The sequence below is a fragment of the Streptomyces sp. NPDC104761 genome (genome assembly GCF_055583445.1).
Window position 1 is genome coordinate 1,148,235 of record NZ_JBVJNZ010000001.1, and the last position, 14,551, is coordinate 1,162,785.

A 14,551-nucleotide genomic window follows, 5' to 3' on the forward strand; every position below is an offset into this window, starting at 1 on the left:
ACAGAATGCCCCGCACCTGTTCCCCTCAAACAACGTTTGACCAGGGAGGGGCTCCGCAACCATCGGGGGGGTGTTGTGGTGGGGGGACGGGGGGTTCCCCCCCCCCACCGGCACCGTACATCCGGCCGAGGTCACCGACTGAGGTCACCGGCCGGGGTCGGGGTCAGGGGATGAGCCGCCACTGCTCGATGTAGCCGACGTCGATCGCGGCGTGGTCCTGGACCCGGAGCTTCCAGGTGCCGTTCAGGGGCTGTGCGGAGGCGTCGACGGTGAACGTCTGGTCGACGTTGTCGGCGGAGCCGCCGCTGCGGTTCAGCAGCGAGTAGACCGTCCCGTCGGGACCGACCAGGTCGACCGTCAGGTCACCCCGGTAGGTGTGGATGATCTTCACGTAGACCTGGGTGGTCGCCGAGGCGTTCCCGGTGCGGCCGGTGACGGTGACCGGGGACTCCACCGCCGTGCTGTTGTCCGGGATGTCGACACGGGTGGCGTTGGCGTAGACGTAGGCCACTTCCCAGGTGAAGCCCACGGTGCTGCTCGCCCCGGTGTCGTCGGTGACCGTGACGGTGACGTCGCTGGTGCCGAGGGTGGTCGGAGTGCCCGAGATCAGGCCCGTGTCACTCATCGTCAGGCCGTCCGGCAGCCCGGTCGCCGAGTACGTCAGGCCCGCGCCGGAGTTGGTGGTGTACGCGTCCGTCTGGAGGGAGACGGCCTGCCCGATGCCGCTGATCTGGTCCGCGACCGGCGCGATGTTGACGCCCAGTGCGATGCGGTGGCCCACGTTGATCGCCGCCCACGCGTCGGCCACGGCGAGGTAGGAGGGGCTGTAGGCGCCGAACAGGTCGGCCGCGGCCTGGAGGGTGGCCGTGCGGGCGCCCGCGTAGTTCGTGCTGGACGTCATGTAGGTGGTGAGCGCCCGGTACCAGACGCGCTGGGCGTTGTCGATGCCGATGCCGGTCACCGGCAGGCCGTCGTAGGTGGGGCTGTCGTAGGCGACCCCGTTCACGGTCTTCGCCCCGCTGCCCTCGGAGAGCAGGTAGAAGAAGTGGTTGGCCGGGCCCGAGGAGTAGTGGACGTCGAGGCCGCCCAGGGAGGAGCTCCAGTTGTCGCTGGACGCACCGTCCTTGGAGGGCCTGTCCATGTAACGCAGCGGTGTGCCGTCGCCGTTGATGTCGATCTTCTCGCCGACCAGGTAGTCCGGGACGTCGGCCGGCAGGTTCTCGTAGAACTCGACGGCGGCGGCGAAGATGTCGGAGGTCGCCTCGTTGAGACCGCCCGACTCGCCGGAGTAGGTGAGGCCCGCGGTGGCCGCGGTCACGCCGTGGCTCATCTCGTGGGCGGCCACGTCGAGCGCGGTGAGCGGGTGGCTGTTGCCCGAACCGTCGCCGTACGTCATGCAGAAGCAGCTGTCCTGCCAGAAGGCGTTGACGTAGTTGTTGCCGTAGTGGGCGCGGCTGTAGGCGGCGACGCCGTCGTTGCGTATGCCGTTGCGGCCGAAGACGTTCTTGTAGTAGTCCCAGGTGGCCGCCGCGCCGAAGGCGACGTCCACGCCCGCGGTCTGCCGGTCGGCCGGGGTGCCGTCACCCCAGACATCGTTGTCGTCGGTGAAGAGCGTTCCGGTGCCGGAGGTGCCCTGGTTGAGGTCGTAGGTGCGGTGCCCGGCGCGGTCGCCGTCGACGAGCTGGTACGTCGCACCGGAGAGCGTCGTGCTGAGCGGCACGGTCCCGCTGAACTGGCCGGTGCCGGTGCCGGTTTCGACGCCCTGGTACCGGAAGAGCTGCTTTCCGGTGTCCGCGTCGGTGATCACGTGGAGTTCGTTGGGCGTGCCGTCGTCCTGGAAGCCGCCGACCACGGACTCCCAGGCCAGGGCGGGGTGGCCGGAAGCGGCCCAGACGACCAGGCGCGGGGCGCCGTCGAGTGCGGGGTGCTCGCCGCCGGCCTTCGCCGCCGCGGTGAGCGCCTGGGCCTTCGCCGTGGCCGGAGGGACCTTCGCCTTGGTCGACGGCAGCGCCAGGGCCGCCCTCGTGGCACGCGACACGGTGAGGCGGCCGCGGCTGTCGTGCACGATCAGGTCGCCGCCGAGGACCGGCAGGCCCGCGTACGTGCGTTCGTAGCGGGTGTGCGTGGTCCCGTCGGCGTCCTGGGTCACGTCCTTGACGAGCAATTTCTCGCCGGTGCCGAGGCCGAGGGTCCGTGCGGTGCCGGGGGCCGTGGTGGCGGCGGTCTTGAGCAGTGCCGTACGCCTGGCCGGCGAGAGCGGGGCGGGGGCCGCGCCGGCGTCGGGGGTGGCCTGGATCTTCGCGGTGGCGTGGCCGCCGGATGCGGCCGCGGCGGTGCCGTTCTGGATCCCGGCCACGAGCATGGCGCTCGCTGCCGTCAGTGCCAGGGCCACGCCGTGTCTGGTGCGACGGTGATGACGGTCCTGCCGGAGCATGCGTTCTCCTTCTGTGGGGTGATCGGGCCCTGGTGGGGCCCGGGAGAGCGGGTCGGCCTGGTGAGGCCGTCCGGCGGCGCGCGGGTGGGTGGCACGGCTCGGAGGCGGGTCGGTTCCTCACTGCCGTGCGGGCTGAAGTCAGCGGTTGGAAAAGGGAGTTGTGTGAGACACCTGTGAGCAGGTGGTGAACTTTCGGAGAGCAGATTGACACCCGCGGGACGCGAATGTCATGACCGCATCAGAACAACGGCTTGAACTGGCGGTTGCGAGCGGCGCGTTCGAGCGCCTGAACAGCGCTTTTCGGCCGCGGAGGCGGACAGCCCCTGAGGCCGCATCAGCGAACCTTCGCCCCGCCGGAGTGATGGCGATTCTTGGAAAGGATGAAGGAAGCCCCGGCGCCGGAGATCCACGTCCCGGCCTTCCGGATCGCCCGTACACCGGTCACGGTCGGCCAGTGGGCACTCTTCGCGGCGGCCACCGGCCGAACCGCCTCCCAGACGCGGGCGGACCACCCGGTCACCGGGATCACCTGGGAGGCGGCGACGGCTTACTGCCGGTGGCTCGGGGACCGGCTCGACATCGCGGTGCGGCTGCCCACGGAGGACGAGTGGGAGCGCGCCGCGCGGGGAGACGATGGCCCGGAGTTCCCTTGGGGCGAGGAGTACCGCACCGGCCTGGCCAACTTGGTGGATTTCGGTATCGGTACCACGACGCCGGTCGGTTCGTTCCCCGAAGGTGCCAGCCCGTTCGGGGTGCTGGACATGGCGGGTGACGTCGACGAATGGACCTCCACCCTCTATTCCCCCTACCCCGGCGCGCCTGCTGAGGTGCCGAGCACCGAGCACTGGGCCTTCGACCGGCACATCACCCGAGGCGGCGCCTTCTGCTACGACCGGGATCTGGCCCGGTGCGCCCGCCGGCACGGCGCCTACGAGGCGGATCTCGAAGCGATCGGCGTGGGCTTCCGCCTGGCGGCACCAGCCACGTAGGACCGGCTCCGAGCCGGGTCCGATCACAGGGTGGCCGAATCCAAGGAGCCCCATCAGGAGCGAGCGTTCGGTCCGGATACTGGTCCGGTGTGCAACAGATGTCCGTTGACATCGAACCCAGTCGTTTGTCATCGAACCGAGTCGTCGCAGATCAGCCGACCGTGTCGGTGCCCGATCGCATACTGACGCCCATGCAGATCTCGGCGTACACACTCAAGCGGGCCTGGCACCAGGTGGCCGTGGGCTCTGACGTGCTCGATGACGCGATGCTCCCGCCCATCGGCACCTCGCCCAACCAGTACGAGCAGCACGTGGGCGAGCCGCACGGTCGTCTGTTCCTCGTCCTGGAGGACGACGGCACGGTGCGCGGCCACATCGGTCCCTACCGGGAGGTCTTCGTCACTCAGGACCTGGATCAGGTGCTGTACTTCGCCGCCGAGGACGCGGTCCGCAAGCTGGCCGAGCACATCGCGGCTCGGTCCCCGGGCAGTGGCCCGGTGGCCAATCTGGTCTCCGGACAGGCCGACCTGCTGGACCGGATCAACCCCGCCTGGGGCAGCAGATTCCGCAACGGCGGCATGGACGGTGCCCAGCCTCCCACTGCGTGCGGACGCGACCCGCTGGAGCGCCTCGCCTGGATCGCCGACAGCTGGCGCGAACAGGACCCCTACACCCACCTCGCCTTCTTCCGTGGCGAGAGCATCTGCGCCGAAAGGATCGCCCTCCTTCACGGAGCCGACCCCGCACAGATCGCCGCCGGGACCCGTCTTGCGGATCTGCGCAGCATGGACGGCGGAACCTTCGACTACTGGGACACCGTCTGGGAAACCTGCTGCTTCGGGCAGGCCGGCGACTGGGCGTTCCTGATGTACCACGAGACCCCCGGCTCCGGGCCCGAGCTTGAGGCTCTCGCCCGGCTAGGCGTCACCGAGACGGTGCATCTGAGCGCCACCTCCGCGAAGGCGATCTACACCTTCGACTACATGCGGAACGGCCGCCGCATCGACGACGACTGGGGCGTCCTGGAGCTGATCTGGTACGACCGCGCCCCCTACTTCCGAGGCGGTCAGCTCGACTTCCTCAACCAGGCCATACGACGCGCCGAACTGGACCACCCCGAACTCACCAGCGAGTTCGAGCTGTACTTCCACGCTCTGGAGGACGCTTTCGGTCTCCAACTGCCCCGGCAGGACATCCAGCAGGGAACGGTCCGGGCCGCGCAGTGGGCGCACCGCAACAGTTGACAGTTTTGTCCCGAGAGCCTGCTCGACAGCCGCGCAGACGTGAAGGGCGCAAGGCGGCGACCCACGTCAGTTGACATAGAGACGTGCGCACCTGCGTCACCGCACAGCAGCCATCCCCCCAGGTGACCGGGCCTGAGCCGCCGCGTTCGGCACGGCCGCCCTGACAGCCGACCCAGTCCGCGCAGGTTGGAGGCTTCGACCGGACCGGGTTGGCTGTCAACGGACAACAGAGCGGTCACCGGCCGGGTGCCCTTCCGGTTCCAAAACCGTGTGCGACCCGTTCGGAGTGGCCTTTACCCTCCGGGCATGGATCTTCGCGAAGAACGTCCGAGCGACAGGCAGGCCGTGCGGGATGTTCACCTGCAGGCGTTCGGTGACCATGGCCTTGTCGTGGCCGACCTGGTCGATACCCTGCGGGACACCATCACACCCCAGGACGGTCTCTCGTTGGTCGCCGAGCACGACAGGCAGGTCGTCGGACATGTCATGTTCACCCGCAGTCTTCTCGATGCGCCTCGCCGGCTGGTTGACGTGCAAGTCCTCAGTCCTTTGGCCGTGATGCCTGAGCTCCATAAGCGGGGTATCGGCTCGGCCCTGGTTCGACACGGACTGGAGGTCCTCGCCGAGCGGGCTGTTCCGCTCGTCTTCCTGGAGGGTGATCCGGGCTATTACTCGCGTTTCGGCTTCGTGTGCGGTGGGGGCCTGGGCTTCCGAAAGCCGTCCCTGCGCATCCCGGACGATGCCTTTCAGGTCATCAGGTTCCCGGCGCATGAGCCATGGATGACGGGGACGCTGGTCTATGCAGAGCCGTTCTGGCGGCATGACGCAGTTGGCCTGCGTGACCCCGACGCTCAGTGACGCGAGCGCCGATCCCCCTGCTTGTGGCATGACGCGCCGTGCGGATGCTGGTCCGGGCAGCCGAACTAACCCTCAGGACTTCTGGCGCGTCACACTAACTCTCGGCCTCCGCGTCATAACGCTCGCGGGCCTCGTGGACCTCTTCGATGTGGGTCTCCGCCCAGTCCTTCACGCCCGCCAGCAGCAGGGAGAGGCTGAGGCCGAGCGTGGTCAGTTCGTAGTCCACGCGGACGGGGACGGCCGGGGTCACCGTACGGGCGAGAATGCCGTCGCGTTCGAGGGAGCGCAGGGTCTGGGTGAGCATCTTGGGGCTGACGCCGGCGATCTTGCGGGCGAGTTCGCTGTACCGCATGGGGCCGGGGGCCAGCGCGCAGACGACCAGGCTGACCCACTTGTCGCTGATCCGGTCGAGCAACTGGTTGGTGGGGCAGGCCCGGAGGAACGCGTCGTACGCCACGCGCGCCTGCTCGCGCCGCTGGGCCGCCGTCGTCGTCGGCATCGCTCACCTCCGGGGGACCTGGGCACCTTCAGGTAACTACTTACCAATGGATAGTAGCTCTTCCTAGGGTTGCAGACAGCTGAGGAGAGACCACAACACGAAGGACAGAGAAGGAGCCAGGCGTCATGCGCGCAGCAGTGGTGAGCACGTTCGGCGGACCCGAGGCCGTGGAGGTCGTGGAGACGGAGCGGCCCGAGCCGGGCCCGAGCCAGGTGCGGATCAAGGTCGCGGCGGCCGCGCTGAACCCCGTGGACGCGGGTGTGCGGGCCGGTTTCTTCGGTGGCGCGGGCAAGCGGATCGGGCTCGGCTGGGACGTCGCCGGAACCGTGGACGCGGTCGGCCTCGCGACCGCCTGGAGCGTCGGCGACCAGGTGGTGGCGCTGGACCCCGGCATCGTGCGGCCGCTCGGCTCGCACGCCGAGTACGTCGTCGTCGAGGCGGACGCGGCGGCCACGGCACCGGCCTCGGTGGACGCCGTGCACGCGTCGACGCTGCCGCTGAACGGCCTGACCGCCGCACAGGCCCTGGACCTGCTGGAGCTGACCGAGGGTCAGTCCCTCCTGGTGACCGGTGCGGCGGCGCGGTCGGCGGCTTCGCCGTCCAGCTCGCCGCCCACCGGGGGATCTCGGTGACCGCACTGGCCCGCGAGGCCGACGAGGAGCTCGTACGGTCGCTGGAGGCCGCGCACTTCACGGCGGGCGACGCCGTCGCGGCCGCGAGCTTCGACGCCGTACTGGACGCGGCGGTCCTGGGTGAGCCGGCTCTGGAGTGGGTGCGTGACGGGGGCGGCTACGTCGGTGTCCGGCCCGGCGGCGAGCCCGCCCCGGTGCGCGGGGTGCGGACGGCCGCCGTCGCCGTGACCGCGGACGGGGCACGCCTCGCGGAGCTGGCGGGGCTCGTGGACGAGGGCGTGCTGACACTCCGGGTGGCCGAGACGTTCTCCCTGGACGACGCAGCCAAGGCCCACGCCCGGCTGGCGGCGGGCGGGGTGCGCGGGCGGCTGGTGCTCGTCCCGTAGCCGGTACGGGCCGGGCAGCAGGGTGCCGGTGCGGGTGGGCCAGCACACCGTCGGGGCCCGGGAGTCCGCCCGTGCGGCCGATCCACTAGCCTCTGTCGGCATGACGCGTGCCTGGACCCTGCCGGTGCTGTTCGTGCTCTGCGGCTCGGCCGTCGCGACCGGGCTGCTCGTCAAGGGGAGCCCCGGCACGGCGGCCGTGCTCCTCCTGGCGTTCCTGGCGCTCGCGGGCGTCAACTCGCCGCTGGTCTTCCCCAGGTCGGTCGGTGCGCAGGAGGCGCAACGCCGCAGTGCGGCCGACGGCAGGCCGGTCGTCTTCTGGCGGCCGGGCTGCACGTACTGCATGCGACTGCGCCTCCGGCTGGGGCGCAGCGCCCGGCAGATGCACTGGGTCGACATCTGGCGCGACCCGGCGGGAGCGGCGGCGGTGCGGGCGGCCAACGGCGGCAACGAGACCGTGCCGACCGTCGTCGTGGCGGGGCAGCCGTACACCAACCCGGACCCCGCGTGGGTGCGCGCGCAGCTCTCTCCGCCCGTGTGATCCACAATGACCGGATGGTCATACTCGAGACTCCCCGTCTGATCCTGCGTCGCTGGCGCGAGGAGGACATCGCGCCCATGGCTGCCGTCAACGCCGACCCCGAGGTCATGCGGTGGATCCGCGACGGCAGTGTCCGTGACGAACAGCAGACCCGCGACGGGGTCCGGGCATGGGAGAGCGAGTGGGAGTTACGGGGGTTCGGCCTGTTCGCCGTGGAGATCCGGGCCACGGGCGAACTGGCCGGGTTCACCGGCCTGTCGGTACCCGCGTTCCTGCCGGAGGTACTGCCGGCGGTCGAGGTCGGCTGGCGGCTGGGACGTGCCCACTGGGGACGGGGCCTGGCCACCGAGGCCGCCGTGGCCGCCGTCCGGTTCGGGTTCGAGGAGCGCGGACTGGAGCGGATCGTCAGCATCGTCCAGGTGGGCAACGACGCCTCCGAACGGATCATGACCAAGCTGGGGATGCATCCGGTCCGGGAGACCGTGAATCCCACCTCGGGTCGGCCGGTACGGGTGTTCGCGCTGTCGTCGGAGCAGTACGTCGCGACCGGGCGGCTCCAGGCGTGAGTCAGGGGCGCGGGACGTCGAGCGGCAGATCCCGGTGGAAGACGGCCATGGTGCGGCCGGGGCCGTTGTAGTCGTCGACGATCTCCGCGTCGAAGCCGAGGCTGCGGTGGAAGGCGATCGAGCCGGTGTTCTGGACCGACGTGATCGCCTTCAGCCTCCGTGCCCCGTGACGTTCCGCCGCTGTGGCGAACTCCGCGTACAGGAGACGCCCGAGACCGGTGCCGCGGGCGTCGTCCCGCGTGGCGATCAGGTGCACGTACCCGGTGCCGTCCGGGGTGACGAACCCGAAGACGTACCCGCGGATTCCGTCCTCGGCCCGGGCGACCAGGCAGGTGGAACCGAACTCCTGCACCAGGGCCTGCAGATGCAGGGAACGGAGGTCGCGTTCGCCCCAGTAACGCGGATGATCGGCCAGAACCCGGTGGAAGTCGGCCGTCGTGGCCGGCGCGATGTGTATGCCCATGCCGACGATCATGGCAGGCGTTGCGGCTGCTCCGGTTGCTCGGGCTGTTCCGGTTGCTCCGGCTGTTCCGGATGTTCCGCCTGGTCCGGGGGGCCGGTGGTGGCGAAGCGTCTGCGGTAGTGGGACGGGGTGGTGCCCAGGTGGCGGGCGAAGGCGCGGCGGAGGGTCTCGTCGCTGCCGAGGCCGCTGTGCCGGGCGGCCGCGGTGACGCTGTGGCCGGCCAGGAGCAGCTGCTGGGCACGGTCCAGGCGGACCCGCTCGACCCAGCGCGCGGGCGTGGCGCCCAGTTCGGCGGTGAACAGCCGGGTCAGGTGCCGGGGACTGACGGCGGCGGACGCGGCCATGGCGGGCAGGGTGTGGTCGGCGGCCGGATCGGCGAGGACGGCCGCGACCAGGGTGCGGAGCACGTCGCTGCGGGCCGGCGGGGTGGCGATGGCCGTGGAGAACTGCGACTGGCCGCCGGGGCGTTGCAGGAACACCACCAGTTCGCGGGCGACGTCCCTGGCCACGTCCGCGCCGTGGTCGTCCTCCACCAGCGCGAGGGTCAGGTCGATGCCCGCGCTGATGCCGGCCGACGTGACGTACCGCCCGTCACGGATGTGGATGGCGTCCGGCTCGACCCGCACCCGCGGGTACCGGCGCGCGAAGGCGGCCGCGTGCCGCCAGTGCGTGGTCGCGCGCCGGCCGTCGAGCAGGCCCAGCTCGCCCAGCACGAACGCGCCCGTGCACACCGAGGCGACCCTGCGCGCCTGCTCGCTCAGGGCGCGGGCCGTGGCCAGCAGCGCCTCCTCGACCGGCCGTTCGGCGAGCCGGTCCCCGCCGGCCACCAGGACCGTGTCGACCGGGCCGGCGTCGGCCGCCCGGACCGTGCCGGTCAGTGCCAGTCCGGCGGACGTGGTCACCGTGCCGCCCTCCGGGGAGACCAGCACCAGCTCGTAGGGGTCGGCGAGCCGGCCCGCCTGGTGCAGCACCTCCGACGGACCGCTGACGTCGAGCATGGTCACCCCCTCGAAGACCACAAAGCCCACCCGATGCGTCATGTCCGAATCCGTGGTTTTCCTGGCAGCAGGGACATGGCCCAGCCTACGTCCCCGGAGGAACCTGGACGTACCTCACCCATCCGGTACGGAGGCCGAGAACGATGAACGAAGAGATCGCAGGTGTGCGGATTCCGGACACCGCCCTGGTCCGGGAGGCCACCGAGATGGTCCGTGACGTCGCCACCCCGGTGGTGTTCGACCACTCCCGGCGGGTCTTCCTGTGGGGCTCGCTGCGCGGCCGCGCCCTGCGGCTGGGCTACGACCCCGAGCTGCTGTACGTCGGCGCGATGTTCCACGACCTGGGGCTCACCAAGAGCCTGCGCCGCACCGACCAGCGCTTCGAGATCGACGGCGCGGACGAGGCCCGCGCCTTCCTCCGGGCCCACGGCATCACCGGCGAGCCCGCCGACCGGGTCTGGACGGCCATCGCCCTGCACACCACCCCGGAGATCCCGCTGCACATGGCCCCCGAGATCGCCCTGGTCACCCGCGGGGTCGAGCTGGACGTGCTGGGCATCGGCTACCACGACGTCACCGACGAGCAGCGCGCGGCGGTCGTCGAAGCGCACCCTCGCCCCGACTTCAAGAACCAGATCCTCGCCGCCTTCACCGAGGGCATCCAGGACCGTCCCGACACCACCTTCGGCAACGTCAAGGCGGACGTGCTCGCCCACTACGTCCCCGGCTTCCGGCGCGGTGACTTCGTCGAGGTCATCAAGAACTCCGCCTGGCCCGAGTGACCCTGCGAGCGGGACGTTCAGTCCGGCGGTGGCCCGAGCAGGCCCTCCACGACGTCGCGGAGGGGGCCCACGAGGTCCTCGGGCGTCGCGTCGGCCAGGGGGCGCAGGCCGACGGCGGAGCGTACGACGGCGACCCCGACGCCGAGTGCGACCAGGAGCTCCGCCCGCAACCGGGCGTCGGGTGCCGACGAGCCGCCCGACGCTTCGAGCACCTGCCGCCCGAACTCCGCCAGGGCCTGCCGGCGCAGCTGGGCCACCTGCTCGTCCCCGGAGTCCCGCAGCAGCATCAGCACCGGGTGCTCACCGAACTCCGCCCACGCCCCGGCCGCCAGCTGCCGGCTCAGCGCCTCGGCGAGCGCCGCCCGGTCGCGCGGGAACTCCCCGTCACCGCCCAGGAAGCGGGGCGTCGACGCCAGCGCCGCCTTGAACAGGCCCTCCTTGGAGCCGAAGTACCGTTTGATGAGCGCCAGGTTGACCCCGGCGTCCGCGGCGACGTCCCGCAGCGTCGTACGGTCGTAGCCCAGCTGCGTGAACCGGGTGCGGGCGGCCAGCAGCAGGGCCCGCCGGGTCGCCGCGGCATCCCGGCGACGGGTCCCGCCGCCGGGACGGCCCGTCACGTCGTCCGACGGCACAGCGGCTCCTCTCCTCGACGCCACCCCGGGCCCTTCGGCGGACCGGGTCCCCGGGGCCGCCACGAAGTAATCATCCGTTGACATGATCCCGCAGCGAGGGCTACGTTGCCAAGTAAACGCTTGATGACCAACGGGGCCGCGTGGAAGGAACAGAGACGGTGCCTCAGCAAGCCCTGCTCGTCATGGACGTCCAGGAGGTCGTCGTCGACCGCTTTCCCGACGCCGACTACCTGCCCCGGCTGGAAAAGGCGATCCACGCCGCCCGGGGCGCCGGCATCCCGGTGATCTACGTGGTCGTCGGTTTCCGCCCGGGCTACCCGGAGGTCAGCGCCCGCAACAAGACCTTCCGCGGCCTCGTGGGCGCAGCACCGCGGCTGGCCGGGGACAGCCCGGCCACGCGGGTCCACCCGGACGTGGCTCCCGCACCCGGCGAGCCGGTGGTCACCAAGCGGCGGGTCAGCGCCTTCGCCGGCAGCGACCTCGACATGGTGCTGCGGGCCGGCGAGATCGATCACCTCGTCCTCACCGGCATCGCCACCAGCGGCGTCGTGCTGTCGACCCTGCGCCAGGCCGCGGACCTCGACTTCGAGCTCACCGTCCTGTCCGACGGCTGCCTCGACTCCGACCCGGAGGTGCACCGGGTGCTCACGGAGAAGGTGTTCCCGAAGCAGGCCGAGGTCACGACGGTGGACGAGTGGGCCGCGGCGCTCTGAGCGAGCGGCTCCGTCCTGCCCTCAGGCGAGGGTCACCTCCACCGGCAGCCGCTTGATGCCGTTGACGAAGTTCGAGCGCACCCGCGGCACTTCGCCGACCAGCCGGATGCCGGCCAGCCGCGGGACCAGCTCCTCGAACATGATCCGGATCTCGGTGCGCGCGAGCAGGTTGCCCAGGCACACACCGGACCGGTGACCGGGCACGGTGGCTCCTTCTCGACTGTCGTTCGGCCTCAAATTGTACGGTTGTACGACACGAGCGTGCCGTCAGCGGGCGGCCGGGTGGGGCAGGTCGTGGGCCTCCAGGCTGATCAGCTGTTCCGCCGTCGGGGCGGTGAGCTCGGCGACGCGCTGGGCCTGGCGCTCGGTCATCTCCTGGAAGATCTGGCGGGCCGAACGGCCGTTGCCGAAGCCCTCGCCGCGGGGCATGGCCTCGAAGAGCGAGAACAGTTCGGTGCGAGCCGTGGGGGTCAGTTCGTAGCGGTGCTGCCCCGCCTGGAACTCGACGATCGACACCAGCTCGCCCGGCTCGTAGTCCTCGAAGAGGAGGGTGCGGCCGAAACGGGAGGCGAGGCCGGGGTTGGAGCCGATGAAGCGGTGCATGTCGCCGGGGTAGCCGGCGGCGATGACCACCACGTCGTCGCGGTGGTCCTCCATCAGCTTCACCAGGGTCGCCACGGCCTCGGTGCCGAAGTCGTTGCCCGCGAAGGCCGGGGCCAGCGAGTAGGCCTCGTCGATGAAGAGCACACCGCCGAGCGCCCGGTTGAAGGCGGCGGTGGTCTTCGGGCCGGTGTGGCCGACGTACTCGCCGACGAGCGCGGTCCGGTCGACCTCGATCAGATGGCCCCGCCGCAGCAGGCCGAGGGCCTTGAGGAGGCGGCCGTAGAGGCGGGCGACCGTGGTCTTGCCGGTGCCGGGGTTGCCGGCGAACACCAGGTGGCGGCTGAGCGGCGGGGCCGGAAGACCGGCCTCCTCGCGGCGGCGGACCGTCTGCATGAGCTTGACCAGGGAGCCGACGTCCTGCTTCACGCGGTCCAGGCCCACCAGTTCGTGGAGTTCGCCGAGCAGGTCCTCCAGGCTCTCCTCCTCCGGTTCTTCGGAGTCGCCGGCCGCTTGTGCGGCAGAAGGGGAGGAGGGGGCCGCCGCACCGGGCCTGCCGTTCGCGGGGGCCGCGGCCGGCGTGCCGAAGGCCAGCGGGGTGCCGTCCGCCGTGCAGTCCTCCAGGACCGGCTCGGCGCCCTCGTCGGCGCCCAGCGCCTCCGCGCAGTCCCGGATCCGGCAGTGCCGGAAGACCGGGTCGGCGCCCTTGGCGACGTGCAGCGCCGGGAAGCCCGCCCGGGTGACGTCGAGCGAGGTGAACGTGCCGCCCGCGCCCTCGGCCAGGAACACCCCGTTCTTGCCCGGCCGGTCGATGTGCAGCCCGGTCACCTCCGGTCTGGCGCCGGTCCACACGACGGCGCCGGAGCCCGCGCAGTCCTCGACCCGGCCGCCGGTCACCGTCGCCTCGGCGCCCTCGTCGATCACCAGGCCGGCCGCTCCCGCGCCGCTGATCCGGATCCCGGTGAGGGAGACGGCGGCGCCCTTGGCGACCTGGACGCCGATCTCCTTCGTCCCGGTCACCGTGGTGTCCGCGACCGTGCTGCCGGCGGGCGAGTCGATGCCGATCCCGGCGGCGGTCCCGGCCACCCGGCAGCCGGTGAGCGTGGCCACCGCCCGCTCCAGGACGCTGACCCCGGTCATGGCGACGTCGGTGATCCCGCAGTCGGTCAGCTCGATCCGGGCCTCGCCGGTGGCGTGCACCCCGTGCTCGGAGCCGCCCCGCACCCGGCAGTCGGCGAGCCGCCCGACGGCCGTACCGGCCAGATGGACGGCGCTGAAGGTGCTCCGGTCGATCCGGCAGTCGGCCAGCTGCGCCTCGGCCGAGCCCGTCACCAGGAGCCCGTTGGCCCCCGCGTCGGCCACGGAACAGCCCGACGCGCTGAGCTGCGCGCTCTCCTGCACGACCAGCCCGCTGGCGGCCGCCCCCCGGATCCGGCAGTCGGTCAGCTCGGCCCGCGCCGAACCGGTCAGATGCACCCCCGCCGCGCCGGGCGTCTCGATCCGCGACTCCCCGGCCATGGCCTCGGTGGAATCCTCCAGCAGCAGCCCGGCCCGGCCACTGCCCGCCAGCACCGAGTCGGTCAGCCGCAGCCGGGACCGGCCGCGCAGCCGCATCCCCGACCCGGTCGTACGCTCCAGCCGCAGCCGTACCGCGTCCAGGCTCGCCGTGCCGGACAGCACCACGCCCGTGCCGTCGACACCGGTCACCGCGGTGTCCTCCAGGCGGGCGCGGACCCCGCCCGCCAGGTGCAGACCGGCCAGCCTGGCCCCCTCCAGACGGCAGCGGCGCAGGACGACGGCCGTCGTACCGCCCTCCTCGTCCTCCGGGCCCCTCACCTGGACCCGGCCGCCCTCCACCGAGCACTCCTCCAGGACCAGCCCGGCGCCCGGCGACACGCTCACGGCGGGCAGGCCCGCCTCGGAGCCCCACACCGTGATGTTGTGCAGGGCGCAGTCCGGCCCGTCCACGGTCACCGCCGGCGCCTCACCGGGCGGCGCCGCGATCACCACACTGCCCCGGCCGTGTTCCGCCGTGAGCACGACCGCGCGGTCCAGGACCAGGTTCTCGGTCCAGGTGCCGGGGGCGATCACCACCAGATCGCCGGGCGAGGCCGCGCGTATCGCCTCGCCGATGGTCCGGTACGCGCCCCGGCCGCCCTGCCCCTTGGGCGCCACGGTGTGACGGGTGGTCATCTACGTTCCTCAGTCCTCGGTGCT

At 71.6% G+C, this 14,551-nt stretch carries 12 protein-coding genes and 3 pseudogenes; 8 read left to right on the plus strand and 7 right to left on the minus strand.

Going from position 1 to position 14,551, the window contains the following annotated elements; translation table 11 throughout:
- Nucleotides 1-163 precede the first annotated feature (163 nt).
- A complete protein-coding gene (locus tag ACZ63F_RS05215; RefSeq protein ID WP_469708850.1) occupies nt 164-2,434 on the minus strand; it encodes a M4 family metallopeptidase in 2,271 nt (756 codons plus the stop codon).
- A gap of 380 nt (nt 2,435-2,814) precedes the next feature.
- Between ACZ63F_RS05215 and ACZ63F_RS05220 the strand changes: the two are divergent.
- The 3 genes and pseudogenes from ACZ63F_RS05220 to ACZ63F_RS05230 form a co-directional block, all read left to right on the plus strand.
- Nucleotides 2,815-3,423 (plus strand): annotated as a pseudogene (locus ACZ63F_RS05220) (formylglycine-generating enzyme family protein); the annotation flags it as partial.
- A gap of 191 nt (nt 3,424-3,614) precedes the next feature.
- On the plus strand, nt 3,615-4,667 hold the full coding sequence (locus tag ACZ63F_RS05225; RefSeq protein WP_469708852.1) for a hypothetical protein: 1,053 nt from the start codon (nt 3,615-3,617) through the stop codon (nt 4,665-4,667).
- Between the two features lie 306 nt (nt 4,668-4,973).
- Entirely contained in the window at nt 4,974-5,525 is a 552-nt protein-coding gene (locus ACZ63F_RS05230) for a GNAT family N-acetyltransferase (RefSeq protein ID WP_469708854.1), read from the plus strand.
- A gap of 94 nt (nt 5,526-5,619) precedes the next feature.
- On the opposite strand, the gene ACZ63F_RS05235 is transcribed toward ACZ63F_RS05230, so the two are convergent.
- On the minus strand, nt 5,620-6,024 hold the full coding sequence (locus ACZ63F_RS05235) for a winged helix-turn-helix transcriptional regulator (protein WP_469708855.1): 405 nt from the start codon (nt 6,022-6,024) through the stop codon (nt 5,620-5,622).
- Between the two features lie 125 nt (nt 6,025-6,149).
- Between ACZ63F_RS05235 and ACZ63F_RS05240 the strand changes: the two are divergent.
- The 3 genes and pseudogenes from ACZ63F_RS05240 to ACZ63F_RS05250 all read left to right on the plus strand — a co-directional run bounded on the left by ACZ63F_RS05240 (nt 6,150) and on the right by ACZ63F_RS05250 (nt 8,146).
- Nucleotides 6,150-7,042, plus strand: a pseudogene (locus ACZ63F_RS05240) (NADP-dependent oxidoreductase).
- Nucleotides 7,043-7,142: 100 nt separating this feature from the next.
- Complete coding sequence (locus ACZ63F_RS05245; protein ID WP_469708856.1) at nt 7,143-7,580, plus strand: glutaredoxin domain-containing protein; 438 nt, start codon at nt 7,143-7,145, stop codon at nt 7,578-7,580.
- 14 nt (nt 7,581-7,594) lie between these two features.
- Nucleotides 7,595-8,146, plus strand: coding sequence for a GNAT family N-acetyltransferase (locus ACZ63F_RS05250; RefSeq protein ID WP_469708858.1), 552 nt, complete (start codon nt 7,595-7,597; stop codon nt 8,144-8,146).
- A 1-nt stretch (nt 8,147) separates the two neighbouring features.
- On the opposite strand, the gene ACZ63F_RS05255 is transcribed toward ACZ63F_RS05250, so the two are convergent.
- On the minus strand, nt 8,148-8,621 hold the full coding sequence (locus ACZ63F_RS05255; RefSeq protein ID WP_469708860.1) for a GNAT family N-acetyltransferase: 474 nt from the start codon (nt 8,619-8,621) through the stop codon (nt 8,148-8,150).
- Complete coding sequence (locus ACZ63F_RS05260) at nt 8,618-9,649, minus strand: GlxA family transcriptional regulator (RefSeq protein WP_469708861.1); 1,032 nt, start codon at nt 9,647-9,649, stop codon at nt 8,618-8,620. Before ACZ63F_RS05260 ends, ACZ63F_RS05255 begins: the two co-directional genes overlap by 4 nt.
- Before the next feature lie 101 nt (nt 9,650-9,750).
- Here ACZ63F_RS05260 and ACZ63F_RS05265 point away from each other — a divergent pair, with 101 nt between their 5' ends.
- Nucleotides 9,751-10,389: an HD domain-containing protein gene (locus ACZ63F_RS05265; RefSeq protein WP_469708863.1), complete on the plus strand. Its 639-nt coding sequence runs from the start codon at nt 9,751-9,753 to the stop codon at nt 10,387-10,389.
- Between the two features lie 17 nt (nt 10,390-10,406).
- On the opposite strand, the gene ACZ63F_RS05270 is transcribed toward ACZ63F_RS05265, so the two are convergent.
- Nucleotides 10,407-11,021 (minus strand): TetR/AcrR family transcriptional regulator, encoded by a 615-nt coding sequence (locus tag ACZ63F_RS05270; RefSeq protein WP_469708864.1) that lies wholly within the window; start codon nt 11,019-11,021, stop codon nt 10,407-10,409.
- A 158-nt stretch (nt 11,022-11,179) separates the two neighbouring features.
- On the opposite strand from ACZ63F_RS05270, the gene ACZ63F_RS05275 reads away from it, so the two are divergent.
- Nucleotides 11,180-11,734, plus strand: coding sequence for a cysteine hydrolase family protein (locus ACZ63F_RS05275; RefSeq protein WP_469708865.1), 555 nt, complete (start codon nt 11,180-11,182; stop codon nt 11,732-11,734).
- 21 nt (nt 11,735-11,755) lie between these two features.
- On the opposite strand, the pseudogene ACZ63F_RS05280 reads toward ACZ63F_RS05275, so the two are convergent.
- Nucleotides 11,756-11,917: pseudogene (locus ACZ63F_RS05280) on the minus strand (cytochrome P450); the annotation flags it as partial.
- An 84-nt stretch (nt 11,918-12,001) separates the two neighbouring features.
- Nucleotides 12,002-14,527 carry a right-handed parallel beta-helix repeat-containing protein gene (locus ACZ63F_RS05285; protein WP_469708867.1) on the minus strand — a complete coding sequence of 842 codons (2,526 nt, stop codon included), beginning with the start codon at nt 14,525-14,527 and terminating at the stop codon, nt 12,002-12,004.
- Nucleotides 14,528-14,551: the final 24 nt, after the last annotated feature.